Raw genomic sequence first — 18235 nt, 5'->3', positions numbered from 1 at the left:
TTGTGCTAACTTGGACAGACATTATTTGGCTAGTGGGACAAACAGTTATTGCTCTTTAAGATGATTAATTTAATCACTCACGCTTGGAAGTCCATATTAAATCATTACAGGAATGACTGGTAAACCACGAATAAGAATGCGTGGCAAACTTATCCAATAATTTGCATTAAAGATGAGAAACTATCATGAGATACATCAGTAACTTGAATACCCCAAGTGCTTTTGCATCTTTACCCTTGAAGCAGAACTTAATTCGCCTTTCATTTTCATTCAGGCTGAAGTTTTCTGCCCGTAATGTTAAATCCTGTAATGTCTTTTTGAGCTCTGTCTTGCTCTGCTGAGAGAGTTCTAAATGAAGATATTTTTTGGGAAATAAGCTATGAATAAAAGAAAGAAGTTTCTTCAGTTGCCGTTTTTCATTCAGTTCAAAAATTAACTGGGCTGAATTGGGCTGAGCTTTTTCAAGATAAATTGAGTAGATCACATTGAGCTGTTTTTTGTATTTACTTTGTACATTTGCATAACGCTCCTGAACATGGTGAATGACCTTTTTTTCCTCCTGACTGGTTGGAAACATGGTGACCAATGCATCGGGAGTTTTCCTTAAAAAATCTGTGGTAAATAACTTCGATGATTTTTTTTGATTTACACAGGAGGTTTTTAAATGCAGGGCTCTGGCACGTAATTTTTGCGCGATTTGCAAAGGAATGGCTTCAGGTAATAGAAGGTCTTGTTCTTTTTCTACTGCAAGAATGTGATGCAATAATTCAAAAGTCATCTCTGAGTCATGAGCTCCTAGCATCAGTGAATCAGGTGATTTCTGTTGACCTGGTTGAAATTGATGATCATGTTGCCTGTAACGGTCTTTAGTGAGTTGATCAAATAAAAAATGTTTGATCGCCCGCTGCTGAACAGGATATTTAATAGAATCATCATGTTTCAGAATATTAAAATAGGCTTCTTTAGGAAGCGGGCTGTGCATTTGATTCAGCTGGTAGCTAATTGCTAGATGCATTAAATGCAGATAGCTTGAACAAGTGGTTTCAGGCGTTAGGTGCCCGGCAAAATGAGAAAGCGCATACCAGGTTTGCTGAGTATTTTTGTTTCGCAGCAATGCATAACGGATGCGTAGTTGATCATTTGGCGTATAGTCTGTAAATGCATCAGCAAGCGGTGAGTGTTTTAAAACCAGATAGAGATGATTAAATGCTGAATGACGCAGAGTATGGTAAGTAAAACTGTGTTCTCCAGAAGCAGACTGGATCAATTGTTTCAAGAGAGCATTGACTTCATTTTCGTGAGTTTCTTCTAGGGACTGTTTTAAAAATAGCGGTTGAGTAACTGATTTTCTTTGTTCTTTTAGCAGGCGTTTTCTATTCTGACTATATGTTTTAAATGCATGTAATTCATCGGCTTTAAGTAGATGATGTAAAGGAATCTTGCGGTAAGCTGAGTAGCTTTTTTGATTTTTATTGCGATTGTTGCGAATGGTGAGTATCACAGCATCTGCACCAATAAATAGATCACGTACGAAGATATTCAATGTTTCATTGATCCGTAGTCCGACTCTGAACCCCAGAATAAAAATCAGTTTAAATATATTTTTATCCTGAATTGAAATATCTTGAGTATTTTCGAGCTGCTCTAGCATGCGGTAAAAAATATGGGGCGAGATCAATGCGGTTCTGCAGATTTTTACTTGGATTAAACTATCCAGATCCACAGTGGGCGCGTTAAAAAATAATGTCTGTTTGTGATGAAACTCCTGTAGACGTTTTTGTAAAGTCTCTCTAGTTGTTTCCTTCCTTAATAAAAGCATTTCTCCATACAGATCTTCAAAATCAGCATTTGAAAATGATGAAATATCTTTGTCTTGCGTTGCCTGCAGCCAATGGACTGCAAACTGTGAAAACATGGTCTTCAGAGAACTTTGCTTGAGCGGCTGAAAATCTGCACGTATAAGCTTGCGCTTAAATCGTTGCTGCTGCTGAATAATATGATTGAGAAGGTCCAGTTGAGGTTCCGTTAATTTTGAACGTAGAATGCTCCACAGCAACAAACGCTCTAAGGCAGGAGACAGTTCTCTGGAATATAACCCTATGAGTTGATCTTTATAGTTTTTTGCACGAATGGCTTGACGTATTTCTACAAGAGTTTCTGCTATATCTGATGCGATATTGACTCTAGAGTGGGCCTGATGGTTTTCACAAGTATTCTCAACTTTAATGTTATTGGTGTGCTTTTGTTCAAACTGAACAAAATAAGCTTCTAATTGTTTTTCGAGAGGACTGGAACTGTAAATTTCATTTTTTAAGATACAAATGGACATTTGATCCAGTCCGCTGTTTTTCAGGAACTGTGTATAGTAAAAACCGTATTTTAACAGGTCTTTACAACGTAGCTTTTCCTCGGGGAAGCATTCAATAATACAAGCGTTAATCAGATGTTCTGCATCTTCAATATCCGAAAATAAATCAAACTTTTGATGTTTTAGTCTGTAGATCCAGCATTTCACAATGTCGTGTAGCACAAACGTTTTTGTATAGCTGACTGAAAAATCAGGGTCATTTATACGCTGATTACCGAAATTCCGGTTCGGGATTTCGAGTGTTACCATATGATTTAGGTTTAAAAAACTTTGAAATTTCTTTGTTTTTAAAATAATTTTTAAAAAAAATTGCAATTCGGCATGGTTATAAATGCCATTAAATAATATTGAACTGATCAAACAAAAAGCGAGGGATTGAGTTGGACTGAAGTCATTATGTTCTGTCCAGTGAGCAATCAAATTTTTGGCAAATTGAGTCACCTTTTTGCCATGTTTTAAGGTTTCAATATTTTGTAGTGGCAGAGACCTTTCGTACCTCACGGGGGCGGCAGGCACCGGATAGTGGTGATTCGATGAAAGATTAAAGCGCTTGATATATTTAGCAAATTCTATACGTGCAATTTGGTAGCTTCGGATATTTGACTTACAGTGCTCTAAAAGTCGATCGTCAACTTGTCGAAAAATTTCTGGATAATTTTCGGGTGTGAGTTCTGTGAATTTTTCGCTAAATAATTGCAAAAAAAACTTTTTTTTCTCTCTATGCTTTTTTAATCGTTTTAGCGAGTGCGGATGTTTGCTCATGCAATAGTCATTCCTGTAAACGTAGACATGCTTTTAAGCGCTAAGATTTCGACCAGCTTGTCTTGTGCTGCTCTAATCTGATCGTAATCTGTTGTCTCAAAACCTGAATAGCGGTCAAACAGTTCCTGCATAGCTTCGTCATGACCAAAGATGCCTTTTATTAGATCTTCATTGCAGTATTGGGCAAAAAAATAGCGAGCGAAGTGGCGGGTCCAATTGCGCTGTAATGCTATTTCAGTACAGTATTTTTGAATATCAGAAAGTTCCAGATTTCGGACATATCCTTTCGAATCGTAAAATAAGAGCAAGAGATGTTCACCATCGAAGACCTCTTGGATTGCTTGTACTTGTTCTTGCGACAGATAGGCTTTAGTGAGGTGCAGAAAATGTTTCAAATACTTTAGGTAATGCTGTATTTCATCACGGAGAAAATTATTAAAAGGTAAATAGCGTCCAATGGTGCCCGAATAACGCTGCTCTTTATCTGCAACAGCCATCAATTGGTTGTCAAGGTCAATATAATCTAGATTGGGTGGGAAGGACTCACTCGGCCGTGCTGAAGTTGTCAGCATACAAATATGCCAAAGCCAGATTGAATAATGATTTAAAGTCTGAAAGGGATTGGGATTATTCCGAACTTGGTGGTCAAGCTGGTAAAAAAAAGACTGGACGAATGGGAGATCCGGTACTTGCTGACTGCCAAACGTAATAGGGGATTTAAATTCCTCAATATATCCAGTGTCAAGCTGAGGACCAACCAGATCAAGTGTTTGAATATAAATATCTAAGATATCAATAATTTTTGTTGAAAAATAATGGCATGGCGTGTAGTTATTAACGTTTTCTCCTGCCAATAGTTTGCTTTCTAACTCATATCCAAGTTCATTCAGCGTAATATCACTGATTAAACGCGGAAGATTTTGCGCTGTTAAAGGAAAAGTAAGCTCATTGCTGATTCTACGTAGATATTCTTGTACCTCTGAAGCAATATCGGCTTTATCCCACTTTTTTAGCTGAAGTATCTGCATCAAATAAACTTTGGGTAAGGGGATGGTAAAAGAATTGCCGATATTGAGCATGTATTCTTTTAAAAATGTATCTTTAAATTTAGAGCTATCAATACTTTGACGAAAAAAACAGTTTTCATGATTAAAGCGGATTTCTTTACTTTTTGAGCTTAGTAAGAAACGTGTTCGGAATACCAGTAGCTCTTCATAATGCGTCAAACTGAGTACTGAAAATAAAAGCAATGCATGAATTGGAGAGTTTTCTGCCTGTTCTAATAAAATTTGCATAATGTACTGTGCAGTAGGCAAATCGAAGACATGAGGATTTGCCTTGCTCATTAATTCATTCTTGTTTTGATGCAGAATTTTGTTTTTGAGATTATTGATCTGAGCTGTAATAGAACATTGCTCTAGTGAATTGAATTCAAAATTATGGTCTTCAACTTTTTCTATAGTTTTATCCTCACGTGGTTGTTTTGCTATACCGCGTTCAAAATGAGTCTGATACGTTTGTTCATCATCGAGAGATATTCTTGATATCTTTTGAATATCAGTTTGAGGAGCTTCTTTGGCACCTGAACTGCTTTGGCGATTTCGTTTTAAACGTTCAGACTGAGTAAAGACATATTGATAGATAACACGTAGATTTGCCAGCTGGCCAATTTGTTTTGCTGTTAATTTTGGAGTAGAACGTTCAAGTAAATCTTTATTCTCTACTTCAGTTTCATTTAAAAACTCAAGCAGATCCTCCAAATCCATAGGAAGAGCTGGTAAGAAGCTATAAAGCCAATGGTATTCCCGCTTTGTGCTGGCTAAACGGAAACGCATACAAAGATTAGCTACAGTGGAGGCATGTTCTTGGCTATCAAGCGATTCAATACATTGAGTATTGAAAATGGCCCATTTCAGTGCATTAGCTTGATAGGCTGAAGGGGTGTTGATCACTGCAACAAGGTAATGAACCAAAGGATATTCACTGATTGATTTGTCTGCAAGTTGTTGATTTATAATATTGTTGATTTCAACGATTTCAGTAGGTTTAATGAAGTCATTGAGTTTGCTTGAATTTTGAAAACTTTCTAGCTTTGCTTCTGCTAGTGTTTGATAGAATTCTCGAAACGGCTCAAGCTTTAATTCTTGAGTATCTTCTAAGTAACTATATCCGTTCATGATGATATTCCAGCCAGAATTTTTTCTAATGACAATGGACCTGTATAATTTGAAATAGAACTTACCGGACTTTTGGATTTAGACAGCCCTGATAGTTCTCGTAGATGATTGATAGTTAGAACTTCCTGACCGAAAACTTCCTGAAGATGTGCGGCTAAGTATTGTTCATTTAGCCAATGTGCGATGATATCTAAGCCATGAATTGAGTGATGTAATCCGGAACATAGTAAGGCCTTTACTTCGCTTAAAGCCATGATGGTGAATTCGTAGGAATTATTTTTTTCATAAGCTCTAAACGTAAATTCAGTTTTATACTTATTGTAAAAATAAGCATAGATCCAGCTGAAATGACTACTAAAAAAATAGTGATCAGCTTTGTCTGTTGTCAGAAGAGGGATTTCGATATTCTGCTTAAAAGTTAAATTCAAGTGATAGTTTTGCTGTTTCTCATTAAGCTGAAAAAATAGAGCAATCCAGATTTGGTAGGCATGCATACATCTTGGATAACACTTTAAGTGCAGATTTTTTACAGCTACACGGTAATTTTGAATCCCCTTTTTTGATTTTGACATATTTTATTGTCTCGCAGAAAGTTTAGATCAGATCTAAATACTGATAAGTTTTTTTTAAAATTATTCTGTTAAATCAAAGGTTTTTTATTTTCCTTAAAATCTCTAAAATTAAAGTATTTATTGTTTACATTTATATTGTTCAAATACACACTAAAAAATTTGCTTAGTAGTTTCATTAGTAATAACCATCGAAAAATAATAATGTTTTAGGCTGTGCTACTAACTGAATCTCTAAAACTAAAGTCTTTAAGATTCAGTAAATATTAATTATTAGGGAAAAAAAGAAGGATGCCTTTTAGTACCCTTCAGTGATCCCAGTCTGCTAACAGTATTAAAAATATCACATTAAGTTATTGATAAAAATAGAATAAATATTTATTCTAATTGAGATTATTTTTTTAAAATTAGGCAGATAGCCTAAAAATTGTTTGAGTTACAAGTCATTTTTAATACAAAAAATTACAATTAAATTGCGGTTAAGCATACTTTTGTTGAAATCAGAATCTCTAGATTGCCTCTATATCTTCTTAATTTTATTATGCGATTGCTGGCACACATTGCCAGTCGGTTTTAGTAGACCGTTGATCCAACACAGAAAACAGTCTATCTATTTTTTATGGATCTTTTCATCCCCTTTTTTCTTTAGGGCAGGGTGTTCTGCCACCATTACTTACAAGTAATTGGTAGAACTTATTAATATTCAATAATTTACTTGTATTGCATTCGCCTTTTTTAATCTGTACCTCATCCCATGTTCAACCTGATTGTACTTTGTAATGAGGATTAAGGTTATACAGCTAATTTTTATTATTCGTCTGTATAAAAAAACATTTTTTACAAGAAAAACTCAACGGTGGATTGCTAAGTCACGCCTATACAACATAATTCTTTTCTATATCTGTTGGTGATTGAGCATTGTATTGAACACACGAGAATAGATGGTCGTTTTATCCAGTATTTTGCAATCAAATCGAGATGCAATGCATGTAAAGCTAGTTGATGGGCATTGATTAGATAAATCATACGTTGATAGCGAGGACGCTGTTTAAATAAATGGTTTTTGTTTAGTTTCTTTCAATGATGTAAATAATACTTTGAAATTATTGAATGAGAACACTTATACCAAATAGCAATAAATATAATTTCAGAAATACTCAGTTGGGCATGACGAATTCTTGAGCATTTACAGTTATGTCTTAGAAATTTCAAATAGACAGCTTCAAATTCTAAAAAAAACATCAATGACACAGAATAATTGAGTACTATCGAACATAAGGACTATAGTTGTAAATTTGTTGTGGTAACTCAACTGATGGCTCTAGTCCTTTTCTTTTTCAAGTTTATTCCTTATCCGAGATTCGGGTTAACATAAAATATTGGCTTTTATGCAATGAATCAAACGTCAAATTATTATAATCAGCATGCTCAAGAATTTTTTGAAAATACCTATCAGGTTGATATGGAAAGTCTTTACGCACCATTTCTAAGATATTTGCCGGAACAGGCATTGATCCTGGATTTGGGCTGTGGCTCTGGGCGTGACACTCTGGCATTTAAGAAAAAAGGCTATCAAGTTGAGGCAATTGATTATTCTGCCGAGCTGGTTGAAAAGGCGAGAGAGCTGACAGGCATCGAGGTACGTCAGCAAAGTTTTTATGAGCTGAATGAAGTAGCTAAGTATGATGGGATTTGGGCTTGTGCTTCTCTTTTGCACTGTGAAAGAAATCGCCTGACTGAAGTGCTGGCGCGCATATTTAAAGCATTAAAGCCAAATGGTGTGTGTTATATGTCTTTTAAATATGGCGATACAGACCGTGAGAAAGAAGGGCGCAGCTTTACTGACTTGAATGAGCAGCAAGCTTACGACTTACTCAAACAAATAGATCAGGCTTTACTGTTACAGCAATGGATTACTGTAGATAAACGTTCAGACCGTACAGAAGAGTGGCTGAATATTCTGATTAGAAAAGTGCAGGCTTAGATATGTTATTCAGTATAGCCGAAATACCAACCCCTCAAGAACAGTTAAAATTCTTGAAGCATATTCAGCAGATTTTGCAGTCAGGGACTTTTACTTCGACATATAAGTTTGCTTTGCTGATAAGTATCACGCGTCTGGCGATTGAACAGGGTCAAGATACCGGTGCTGCCTTGCATTTGGAATATCAGGATATTGCGGAAAAGTTTATTGACCTGTACTGGAAACAGTCACTGCCGTTTCAGTTTAACCAGTATGAGCCTTTTACTATTCATCAAAGCACTGGTAAGCAGGCAAAGATCATCAGTGAAATTCAGAATGCACAGCAACAATTCAAGACCTTGGCCGCGTTGAGAAAGGATGTACTTTACTGGAACAGGCTGAAGCGAACAGTTGCGACAACGGTTAAGCAAATGCCAGTAGTGTATTTGCAGAATCTGAATGGCCAAACCATAGAGTTTCTCTATAGTCTTGAAGATTCCAAACAGTCCCTAAAGCTTTTACCTAAAGTGATGTATTGCTTGAGACAATTTAGTGAAATTATTGAAGAGCTTTGCCAGAAGCGCTGGATTGATTTTGTCCGGCTGAATAAGCAGAACCTGGTGGTACTGGATGGTTTGCCTGACCTAGATGAATTCATGTTTGCTCCAAGTCGTAATCAATTGGGGCAGGTTGCGGACTTCTTAATTGACTTACAGCAATGCCAGTGTTTTTACTGTGGAAAAAGTCTCAAAAATTCAAAATATGCCGTGGATCATTTTATTCCATGGTCTTTATATCCTGCCGATACTGGACATAATTTTGTCCTAGCGGATGAAAAATGCAACTCACAAAAAAGTAATTATCTGGCGTCCGAGCAATTCCTAGATCAATGGAGAGAACGTAATCATTTACATGATCGACTAATCACTCAAGAGATTTCTCAATTAGGTTTTCTAACCGATTTGCAACGTTCGCATCGGGTTGCCAATTGGGCGTATAAGCAGGCAATAGAGAATGAGTATTTAGTTTGGTTGGGCGGAAAAGAGAAGAAGATATTTGCCGCAGTGTATTAAGTTTTAAAAATATTTTTAACTGTATGAATCACACAAATTGTTGAAAAAGACTGCGTCAATATGTGACGTTAATTTCCTAAAATTTCTTTAAATAATTATTCGAACAGGATATTTTAAGGACAACTCTTCTTCATAATTGATGATAAGAATGGAACAGCTTAATCCATCAGATCTAAAAGCAATATTACATTCGAAACGTGCCAATTTGTACTATCTTGAACATTGCCGTGTGATGCAGAAAGATGGTCGAGTTCTTTATCTGACCGAGGCTAAAAACGAAAATCAGTACTGGAATATTCCGATTGCCAATACTACAGTGATTCTATTGGGTACAGGCACATCAATTACTCAAGCAGCAATGCGCATGCTCGCAAGTGCAGGTGTTCTGGTTGGTTTTGCAGGTGGGGGTGGCACGCCTTTGTTTATGGGCTGTGAAATTGAATGGATGACACCACAAAGTGAATACCGTCCAACTGAGTATATGCAAGGTTGGATGCAATTTTGGTTTGATGAAGCCAAACGCTTAGATGTTGCTAAACATTTTCAATTGGCACGAGTTGAATATATTCAGAAGATTTGGTCGAAAGACCGAGATTTAAAAGAATATACCTTTCATGTGGATGATTTAGATATTCAACAGGCTTTAACAGGCTATGCAGCAAGAATTTCACAACAAACTAAAGTTGGAGACTTACTACTTGCAGAAGCTGCAACCACAAAGCAACTTTATAAAATTGCAGCGACTCGTACAGGTTTAAAGGATTTTAGTCGCAATCCTGAACAAGGTGATTTAGCCAATGATTTTTTAAATCATGGCAATTATCTGGCTTATGGTTTAGCAGCGACAACACTTTGGGTACTTGGAATTCCACACGGTTTTGCAGTCATGCATGGCAAGACGCGTCGAGGGGCTTTAGTGTTTGATGTGGCAGATTTAATTAAGGATGCTGTGGTTTTGCCTTATGCCTTTATTTGCGCCAAAGAAAAAATGACTGAACAAGAATTTAGACAGCAGATTTTGCAGAAATTTACCGAGCATAAATGTCTGGACTTTATGTTTGATCAAGTCAAAGCACAAGCTTGTAAAAATCATGATGTAGATGGAGAAACATTATGATTGTGACCTTTATTAGCCAGTGCGAAAAGAAAGCCATTCCACGAACGCGTCGGGTATTAGATGCCTTTGCAGACCGAATTGGTGATAACACCTGGCAGACAGTGATTACTGAGGAAGGTTTAATTGCAGTTAAAAAATTGCTGCGTAAAACCGTGACCAAAAGTACTGCGGTCAGTTGTCATTGGATTCGGGGTAGACGTAGAAGTGAGTTGCTGTGGATAGTGGGCAATCACAACAAATTTAATAGTGAAGGAATTGTGCCAGTCAATCGAACATCAAAACAGCTAAAAGTAGATTATTGTGATCAGAATTGGCACTCAGCAAGTTTTGTTAGTCAAATCACTCGTATCGCGGCACTATTTCATGATTTTGGTAAAATTAATCCTTTTTTTGCAGCAAAGCTAAAAAATGCTTTAAAGAATAAAAAACCAGTAGCAGATCCGTTTCGACATGAATGGATTTCTTTGAGATTATTTGAAGCTTTTGTGCATAGTTGTGGCGATACAGATAAGGATTGGATTTCTCAGCTAACTTCAATATCTGGAAAACGTCATGATTTTTCGTGGTTTGAAAATGTTATTAAAGATGAAATCGACCAAGTATCAAATTCGCCTTTTCAAAATTTACCACCGATTGCAAAACTAACCGCATGGCTCATTGTTTCACATCATCGCTTACCTATACTAAATACAAAGGATCCAAGTTATGAAGCAAACAAATTTAAAACGGTTTTGGATGACTTAAACTTTAAATGGTGCTATCCAAAACAATATTTAGAGGATGATACCAGTAAACAAAAAGAAATTAAGAAATGCTGGGATATTCGGCAAGAGCATATTCCTTTCAATAGTGACACGTGGTGTAAAGAAGCAAATTCATGTGCAGGAAATTTAATGCAACTGCTGAATCTTCCTCATTCAATTGGGTTAGATGATCCTTATGTGAGTCACATTTCACGCCTAACCTTAATGTTGTCAGATCATTATTATTCAAGCTGTGATGCCAATCCTAAATGGCATGATCCAAGTTATGAGCGATATGCTAATACAGATAAATTTGGATCATTAAAACAAACACTAGATGATCATTTGGTGGGAGTGAGTCAATCGGTTAGGCAACTTATGGGGGCATTGACTCGATTAGATGCCTTGTTTGATCGTTTACCTCAGCAAAAAAGTTTGGAAGGAAAAACCAATAATCCATATTACCAATGGCAAGATAAGTCTTATCAACTGGCGCGTAAAATACAAAAAGACTATCCAAATCATGGTTTTTTTGGTGTGAATTTAGCTTCGACAGGTCGTGGCAAAACCTTGGGTAATACACGCATTATGTACGGCCTTGCTGACCCTGATAAAGGCGCACGTTTTAATATTGCTCTAGGTCTTAGAACATTAACTTTGCAAACAGGAAAGGCTTTACGTCACAAACTCGATTTGGATGAAACTGATTTAGCCATTATGGTTGGTGGCGGAGCAGTTAAAGAAATCTTTGAGCATTATAGTCATAAAGATTCATCTGAAATTTTAGAAGAAAATATAGAAAATTTTGATCCTGAACAAAATCAGTATATTGCAGAAAATATCGGTTCAGAATCTTTAAATGGACTTACAGATGAAGAGAGTTATGTCGATTACGATGATCATGAGCTAGATTTTGAAGGCATACTTGATCAGCAGCATATGTTTGCCAAATGGTTAAAGGGGAATCATCAAGTTAGAAAAATGCTGATGAGTCCAATTTTATGTTGCACGATTGATCATCTAATTCCTGCTACTGAAAGTACGCGTGGCGGTAAACAAATTGCACCGATGTTACGTTTAATGTCTTCAGATTTGGTACTTGATGAACCTGATGATTTTTCTCCTGAAGATTATTATGCATTGACACGTTTAGTACACTGGGCAGGTTTACTGGGTAGTCGGGTATTATTGTCCTCTGCAACGCTAACACCTGCCGAAATTAATGGTTTGTATTTAGCGTATAGTTCAGGGCGAAAATTTTATAATGCCAATCGTACACAAGCAGACCAACCGATTATTGCTGCGTGGTTTGATGAAAATCCAAGCAGTATTTATCATGAGGTCATTCCTTGTGATCAAAATATCAGTGACAGTCAAGCGAACGACATCTTTAAAAAAGCCCATCTCAAATTTACTAAACAACGTGTTGAATTCTTAAATCAGCAAGCACAGCACACTAAACGACGTACAGTTGAATGGGTGGGATTACCCCGAAAAATATCAGCTCAGGAGAAGTGGGAAAAAGTATTTGCGGAAAAAATTCTGCAAACAACAATGCTTGCACATCGTGAAAATTCGATTACAGATCCCGATACAGGCAAACAATACAGCGTAGGCTTGGTACGTTTTGCCAATATTGATCCTTTGGCGGAGATTGCTCAGCAATTATTAAAACAGCAAATTGATCCAAATATACGTATTCATATTTGTGTCTATCATTCGCGTTTTCCATTGTTAATGCGTGCAAATATTGAAAAATATTTAGACGAAATTTTAGATCGAAACCAAGCTAAACAGCCACACGATCATGCCATGGTTAAGGGGTGGTTAAAAAGATATCCAGAACAACAACATATTATTTTGGTTTTCGCCTCGCCTGTCTGTGAGGTGGGGCGAGATCACGACTATGATTGGATGATCTTAGAACCATCATCTATGCGTTCGATTATTCAGGCTTCTGGACGGGTGCGACGCCATCGGATAGAAGCTTATAACAAACCAAATGTATTTTTAATGGAAACCAATATTCGACATTTTAAACATCCTGATCGAAGTTGTTTTTCACGCCCAGGCTTTGAAGCGACAGGTTTCGAGTTTAAAGCGGATAGACATTTTTTAAATGGTACTGCTGAGAATGTTGATAATGGGTTAATTCGAAAAGTACATCTAGATCAATTAGATGCTATACCACGTTTGCAACAACCGGGAGCAAACTACTTAAAGAAATATTATGAAAAATTTGGTTATCCAAATTTAGTTGATTTAGAACATGATCGCATGCATTCAATTTTATTGGGGCAAGGAATTAGCTCTGATATGCGAGTGAGTAAAAGTGTACCGATTAAATTTCCAACCTATGCTTTTTGGAACACGCCCATTCATTACACAGGTATTCTGCAACGCTTGAGCCAATTTAGACAATCACAAGCAGAAAAGTTAATGGCATTTAGGGCAGAGGAAGAAGAGAGCGAGTTAGGTCTTTATGCCTATAACGATAAAACGGGAAATTGGCTTTATGAAGAAAGTTTAATTCGACGAGTTGAGCTACCTAACAATCCGCAGATTCATTGTTGGCCAAATCAGAATCCTCAGCAGGCATTGCAGAAATATGTGGAGGTCAATCCAAATGAAAGAATTTGGAGTGAGAATTGTGGGCGTTATTTAAGTTTAAATTTACCCAAGCTAGAAGACCTGCAAAAGTGGAAATACCACGATTGGTTAGGATTTATCAGGGAATAACCCTGATAAACCTTGCTTTCTAAGCTGCCTATATGGCAGTGAACAGATTGAATAAAAGGAACTATTTCTAAGCTACCTTTATGGTAGTGCCTTACTTAGTAATGATAAGTCTTTTTATTTTACATAGAAATAGCTTGTGGAATAAAAGAAAAATCTGTATTTTACTTGTTATGGTTACTTTTAGTTTGAATTAAAGTAACTAGGTTTAATATTTAAATAAAGATTAACCATCGATCTGGCAGGATCACACATCACCCGATAGGGTAAGGGGGAAATAATGTTTAGCACGCAATTAATCAGAAGGGTCTGATTAATTGGATACATTCATCATTTACGATAGTTAATCTATCTAGATGATAACAAAAAATGATTTAAAACATAATTTATTTTGTAATGAGTACAAAAAATGAATGATGAAGTAGAGGGAGTTCAAGACTCCGAGCCTGCTAGCATTCGTGAGTTAATCGAGCAATATATTCAAGGACGTTTGAATGAAAAGCTAGAAAAACTTAAAGCGGATGACACGGCAGAGCGTAACAAGTTATTAGAAAAATATGAGGTTGAAACGTGGCTTGATGATGCAAGTTTGCGTATTAGCCAATTACGTTTGGCGACTCATACGCCGAAACAGCATCATCCTGATTCAAAAGCATCTGCCATGTTTTATAGCAATACGGATAAAACACATGACTATGTGGGTTCCCAAGGTATTAAACTAGATGCGGATGTCATTGGTAATGCAGCTGTACTCGATGTCTTTAAGATGCTGCGTTTATCTTTTCAAGGTACGTCGTTACTAGAGCGTTTGTTAAATGCAGATCAGGAATTAATCACAGCATTGTCTGTGAAATCTGAAACGGCACAACTGCGTTATGAGCGTTTTTTAGCATTTAGTCAGTTGCCAACAGAACTCAATGCAGGACGTTTATCCAAACAAGTGTTATTTTCTGTGCAAGATGATGAATATCATACCTTAGTGATTTTATATCCGAGTTCATTGGTTCATCGAGCGTATCAACAGCTCTCATATGATCGGTTTAGCGATGAGAGTAAAGCACTACATGAAGCACGGTTTAAAAAATTACATCATGCACATGAAAGCCGTGAATACCCGAATCTATTGGTACAAAATTTTGGTGGTTCTAAACCACAAAATATTTCACAGCTTAATAGTGACCGTCGTGGCTCTATGTGGCTATTACCGTCTATTCCACCAACTTGGAAAGGTCAGCAGATTGAACTACCAAAACGTGGTTCGGTTTTTACAGGGTATTTAAGTAACCGTAAAGACATTAAGCCTTTATTGCACAAAATCGTGACTTTGTATCGTAAAGAAGATCGTCGTAATAACGTCGAATTTCGTGCACAACGTGATGATTTGGTCTCTAAATTGGTGGATTGCATTATTGATATGAGTTTTGAGCTGCAACAAAGTGCATCATCGGGCTGGACACAGGATTCTAATTTTAGTCGTGCAGAAAGCTTTTGGCTGGATTATGGCTACCGAGAAGCGCTCTTTGACAAAGAAGATGCCAAAGAATTGACGGAAGAAGAAGCCGAGTGGTTACAGGCTTATCGTGAACGAGATTGGCATACTGAAGTGGGTTATAACTTTGGTAAATGGCTCAATGATATCCTCATCAAAAAAGGCAAGATTGTGGATTTGGACGATCATGAAGCTCGCACGTGGTCTTTAATTTTACGTGACAAATTACAATTGCTGAAAGAGGAGTTTGCCTAATGCATCAGACTTATCCTAAAGCGTTGTATGTTATACGTCTAAATGTTGAAAATGCATCTATTATCAGTAGTCATTTAACGTGGGGCTTCCCAGCACCGAGTGCATTCACTGGATTTATGCATCATTTACAGCGTCAGCTGAATCAAATTGCTGAATATGCATCTATTGAGTGTTGTGGTGTCGGGATTATATCTCATCAATTTAACCCACAAATTACCAAAACCAATAGTTTCCGCTATTCGCCTTATCAACTGAATTTGGCTCGTCACCCCTTGAAAGCAGATGGTTCTACACCAGCGATGATTGAAGAGGGCAAGGGACATTTTGAAGTCAGTTTAGTGATTGGTTTGGCGGGAGATGGTCTTGATCCGCATCTATCTGCCAATGATGAAGATTTATCTACTCAGACACAAAGCCTGTTAGATCGATTAAATCACTTGGTCTATAACATGCGTTTGGCAGGTGGTTCTGTTTTCCCACATAAGCGTGTCAAAGCTAAATTGATCAATTGGTCAGAACATGATGCGGTAGATAAAACCAAAATACTACGTCGGAGTGTATTACCAGGCTTTGCTTTACAGCATCGTCATGAGCTTTTGATGGCACATCAAAATTGGTTGGCTCAGTATCCAACATATTTAGCGACTCAGAAAAATAGTCCTGATTTACTCGATACTTTATTGGACATTCACCGCTTCAATTTTGTCAGTACTGCACAGGAAGCATCAGTCGATCAAGAGTCAGTAGACGGTGTTTGGACGTTACGACCACGGCCTGAACATTTAAAAGGTTGGCTCGTGCCGATACCGATTGGTTATGCAGCTTTAACGGATTTACAGCCTCAAGGTGTTATTAAAGGATTACGTCATGATGACTATCCTGCCACCTTTGTCGAAACCTTAATTAGTTTAGGTGAATGGCAAAGCCCACATCGTATTAAAAATATTGTCGATACTTTATGGAATTACAACACTGAACCTAAAAATGGGCTGTATGAGCTCGTTCAACCATTTGCACCGAAGTTAGATATCGACACGTCATTACCACACGAAGACACCCATCAATCATTTGAATTTGAATCTGAAATAGAAGAAGAGGAATTTTAATCATGGCTAAGAATGACAAATTAAAAACAGCATCGGTACTTTCATTTAACCGTCATCTTGATGCATCAGATGGACGTATGTTTGCCGTAAATTGGGTGGAGATTGCACAAGGCACAGGTAATACACCAATTTTAATTCAAGCAAAATCTGTGCGCGGTACGATTTCGAATCGCCCTAAAAATAGCAAAGAAACTGATGAAGCAGCAATTAATGCAGCAGTGAATAAACCAAATTTACAAACGGTTGATGTTGCTGCTTTACCACAAGGTAAAGATACGGTTGCCGTGACGTTTAGCTTACGTGTATTGCCAAATGTAGGTCGTCCATCTGCATGTAATGATGCAGCATTTGCTGAACGCCTTGAAGCGGCGGTGTCAGGCTATGAAACAGCGAATAAGTTTAGTGAACTTGCGAATCGCTATGCTGTGAATTTAGCCAATGGTCGTTTTTTATGGCGTAACCGTATTGGCGCTGAAAATGTTACGGTCACAGTTGAGCGTTTAATTGATGGTAAGAGCGCAGAAAAATTAAGTTTTGATGCATTACAAAATCGTTTAAATGAAGCAACTGTACACCAAGATCAACAAACTGAAATTAAACAGCTTTCAGCTTGGATTGAAGCAGGTTTAAGTGGTCATGAGCATGTATTACTTAAAGTGACAGGTTTTTCTCGTTTAGGTGAGGGACAAGAAGTCTATCCATCACAGGAACTCATTTTAGATACGAGTAATTCCAAAGGTGCTAAAAGCAAAACTTTATACTCATTTGGCAACAACGAAGCTGGTATGCATTCTCAAAAAATTGGTAATGCACTACGCACAATTGATATATGGTATCCAAATGCAGATAAACCGATTGCAGTTGAACCGTATGGTTCAGTGACTTCAGAAGGTAAGGCGTATCGTCAGCCTAAAGAAAAACAAGACTTTTATAGTTTGTTTGATGCTTGGGTTAATTACAATAAAGTACTTGAACTTGAACAGCAGCATTATGTAATGGCAGTTTTGGTTCGTGGTGGTGTATTTGGCGAGAGTGATAAATAATGAATTATTATCTGGAATTAAAATTTCTGCCAGATGATGAAATCTCGATTAACTTTTTATGGTCTAAAATTTATAAACAGCTACATCTTGCATTGGCTGGTTTAAAAGACGAAAGCAGTAAGGTGAAAATAGGTTTTTCATTCCCTGATTATCGTTTTGATCATCAAAAAGGGAAGGGATTTATTGGCGAAAAGCTACGTATCTTTGGCTTAAGTGAACAGGAATTAATTCAACTGGATGTGCCAAAATGGCTCAGTCGTTATTTGGATTATGTACACATTAGTTCTGTAAAAGCAGTACCTTTAGAAAAAGTTACTGGTTATGCAGTCTATAAGCGTAAACAAGTGAAGAGTAGTGCTGCCCGTTTAGCACGACATGATGAGAGAAAAGGGCGCTTTAGTTTTGAAAATGCCTTGGCACATTATGGTCAGTTTGTACAAACAACTGATTTACCCTATATCAATATGCTGAGTGACAGTACATCTGAAGATTTAGCATTAAGTCAGAAACATGCTTTTAAAATTTTTATTGAAAAGCAATCTGCTGAAAAATCTGAAACTCAGATTTTTAGCACTTACGGATTAAGTTCGGTGTCATCTGTACCCGAATTTTAACCCAATATTTTTTCACTCTTTAACAGCTTAATAAAATCAATAGCTTATGATAGTGGTTTAAAACTTGGGTCTTTTGAGAGATTTAAGAGTTAAATCACTGTTATAACTTTATTTTTTGCTTTAAAATTGCTGTTCACTGCCATACAGGCAGCTTAGAAAACTTAAAGCCGAAAACCTAACAATCCACCCCCGTTCACTGCCATACAGGCAGCTTAGAAAA

The 18235-nt window shown here is 37.0% G+C and carries 11 protein-coding genes and 1 pseudogene; 8 read left to right on the top strand and 4 right to left on the bottom strand.

Annotated elements, in window-relative coordinates:
- Positions 1-166: 166 nt before the first annotated feature.
- From F908_RS14165 to F908_RS15770, 4 genes and pseudogenes are all read right to left on the bottom strand, one after another.
- Entirely contained in the window at positions 167-3130 is a 2964-nt protein-coding gene (locus tag F908_RS14165) for a site-specific integrase (RefSeq protein WP_005163459.1), read from the bottom strand.
- A complete protein-coding gene (locus tag F908_RS14160) occupies positions 3127-5307 on the bottom strand; it encodes a hypothetical protein (RefSeq protein WP_005163452.1) in 2181 nt (726 codons plus the stop codon). The genes F908_RS14165 and F908_RS14160 overlap by 4 nt, the downstream gene beginning before the upstream one ends.
- A complete protein-coding gene (locus tag F908_RS14155; RefSeq protein WP_034602930.1) occupies positions 5304-5801 on the bottom strand; it encodes a hypothetical protein in 498 nt (165 codons plus the stop codon). The genes F908_RS14160 and F908_RS14155 overlap by 4 nt, the downstream gene beginning before the upstream one ends.
- A gap of 993 nt (positions 5802-6794) precedes the next feature.
- Positions 6795-7152, bottom strand: a pseudogene (locus F908_RS15770) (IS982 family transposase); the annotation flags it as partial.
- A gap of 117 nt (positions 7153-7269) precedes the next feature.
- Between F908_RS15770 and F908_RS14150 the strand changes: the two are divergent.
- From F908_RS14150 to cas6f, 8 genes are all read left to right on the top strand, one after another.
- A complete protein-coding gene (locus F908_RS14150; RefSeq protein ID WP_005163449.1) occupies positions 7270-7860 on the top strand; it encodes a class I SAM-dependent methyltransferase in 591 nt (196 codons plus the stop codon).
- A 2-nt stretch (positions 7861-7862) separates the two neighbouring features.
- A complete protein-coding gene (locus tag F908_RS14145; protein WP_005163447.1) occupies positions 7863-8912 on the top strand; it encodes an HNH endonuclease in 1050 nt (349 codons plus the stop codon).
- A 148-nt stretch (positions 8913-9060) separates the two neighbouring features.
- Complete coding sequence (gene cas1f / locus F908_RS14140) at positions 9061-10029, top strand: type I-F CRISPR-associated endonuclease Cas1f (protein ID WP_005163444.1); 969 nt, start codon at positions 9061-9063, stop codon at positions 10027-10029.
- Positions 10026-13511: a type I-F CRISPR-associated helicase Cas3f gene (gene cas3f / locus F908_RS14135; protein ID WP_005163441.1), complete on the top strand. Its 3486-nt coding sequence runs from the start codon at positions 10026-10028 to the stop codon at positions 13509-13511. The genes cas1f and cas3f overlap by 4 nt, the downstream gene beginning before the upstream one ends.
- A 406-nt stretch (positions 13512-13917) precedes the next feature.
- On the top strand, positions 13918-15252 hold the full coding sequence (gene csy1, locus F908_RS14130; protein WP_005163439.1) for a type I-F CRISPR-associated protein Csy1: 1335 nt from the start codon (positions 13918-13920) through the stop codon (positions 15250-15252).
- Positions 15252-16358 carry a type I-F CRISPR-associated protein Csy2 gene (gene csy2 / locus F908_RS14125; RefSeq protein ID WP_005163437.1) on the top strand — a complete coding sequence of 369 codons (1107 nt, stop codon included), beginning with the start codon at positions 15252-15254 and terminating at the stop codon, positions 16356-16358. Before csy1 ends, csy2 begins: the two co-directional genes overlap by 1 nt.
- A gap of 2 nt (positions 16359-16360) precedes the next feature.
- Entirely contained in the window at positions 16361-17401 is a 1041-nt protein-coding gene (gene csy3 / locus F908_RS14120; protein WP_005163430.1) for a type I-F CRISPR-associated protein Csy3, read from the top strand.
- Entirely contained in the window at positions 17401-18015 is a 615-nt protein-coding gene (gene cas6f, locus F908_RS14115) for a type I-F CRISPR-associated endoribonuclease Cas6/Csy4 (protein WP_005163428.1), read from the top strand. The genes csy3 and cas6f overlap by 1 nt, the downstream gene beginning before the upstream one ends.
- Positions 18016-18235: the final 220 nt, after the last annotated feature.

This window comes from Acinetobacter sp. NIPH 284, from assembly GCF_000369425.1.
Lineage (GTDB): Bacteria > Pseudomonadota > Gammaproteobacteria > Pseudomonadales > Moraxellaceae > Acinetobacter.
The sequence above is the reverse complement of the archived record's forward strand: the minus strand, read 5'-3'. Positions and strand labels throughout refer to the sequence as shown.

Excerpts from the sequence above, each read along its gene's own strand:
- F908_RS14150 (WP_005163449.1), top strand. The coding sequence starts at position 7,270 with ATGAATCAAACGTCAAATTATTATAATCAGCATGCTCAAGAATTTTTT.
- cas6f (WP_005163428.1), top strand. The coding sequence starts at position 17,401 with ATGAATTATTATCTGGAATTAAAATTTCTGCCAGATGATGAAATCTCG.
- csy1 (WP_005163439.1), top strand. The coding sequence starts at position 13,918 with ATGAATGATGAAGTAGAGGGAGTTCAAGACTCCGAGCCTGCTAGCATT.
- F908_RS14145 (WP_005163447.1), top strand. The coding sequence starts at position 7,863 with ATGTTATTCAGTATAGCCGAAATACCAACCCCTCAAGAACAGTTAAAA.
- F908_RS14155 (WP_034602930.1), bottom strand. The coding sequence starts at position 5,801 with ATGCATGCCTACCAAATCTGGATTGCTCTATTTTTTCAGCTTAATGAG.
- csy3 (WP_005163430.1), top strand. The coding sequence starts at position 16,361 with ATGGCTAAGAATGACAAATTAAAAACAGCATCGGTACTTTCATTTAAC.
- F908_RS14165 (WP_005163459.1), bottom strand. The coding sequence starts at position 3,130 with ATGAGCAAACATCCGCACTCGCTAAAACGATTAAAAAAGCATAGAGAG.
- cas3f (WP_005163441.1), top strand. The coding sequence starts at position 10,026 with ATGATTGTGACCTTTATTAGCCAGTGCGAAAAGAAAGCCATTCCACGA.
- cas1f (WP_005163444.1), top strand. The coding sequence starts at position 9,061 with ATGGAACAGCTTAATCCATCAGATCTAAAAGCAATATTACATTCGAAA.
- csy2 (WP_005163437.1), top strand. The coding sequence starts at position 15,252 with ATGCATCAGACTTATCCTAAAGCGTTGTATGTTATACGTCTAAATGTT.
- F908_RS14160 (WP_005163452.1), bottom strand. The coding sequence starts at position 5,307 with ATGAACGGATATAGTTACTTAGAAGATACTCAAGAATTAAAGCTTGAG.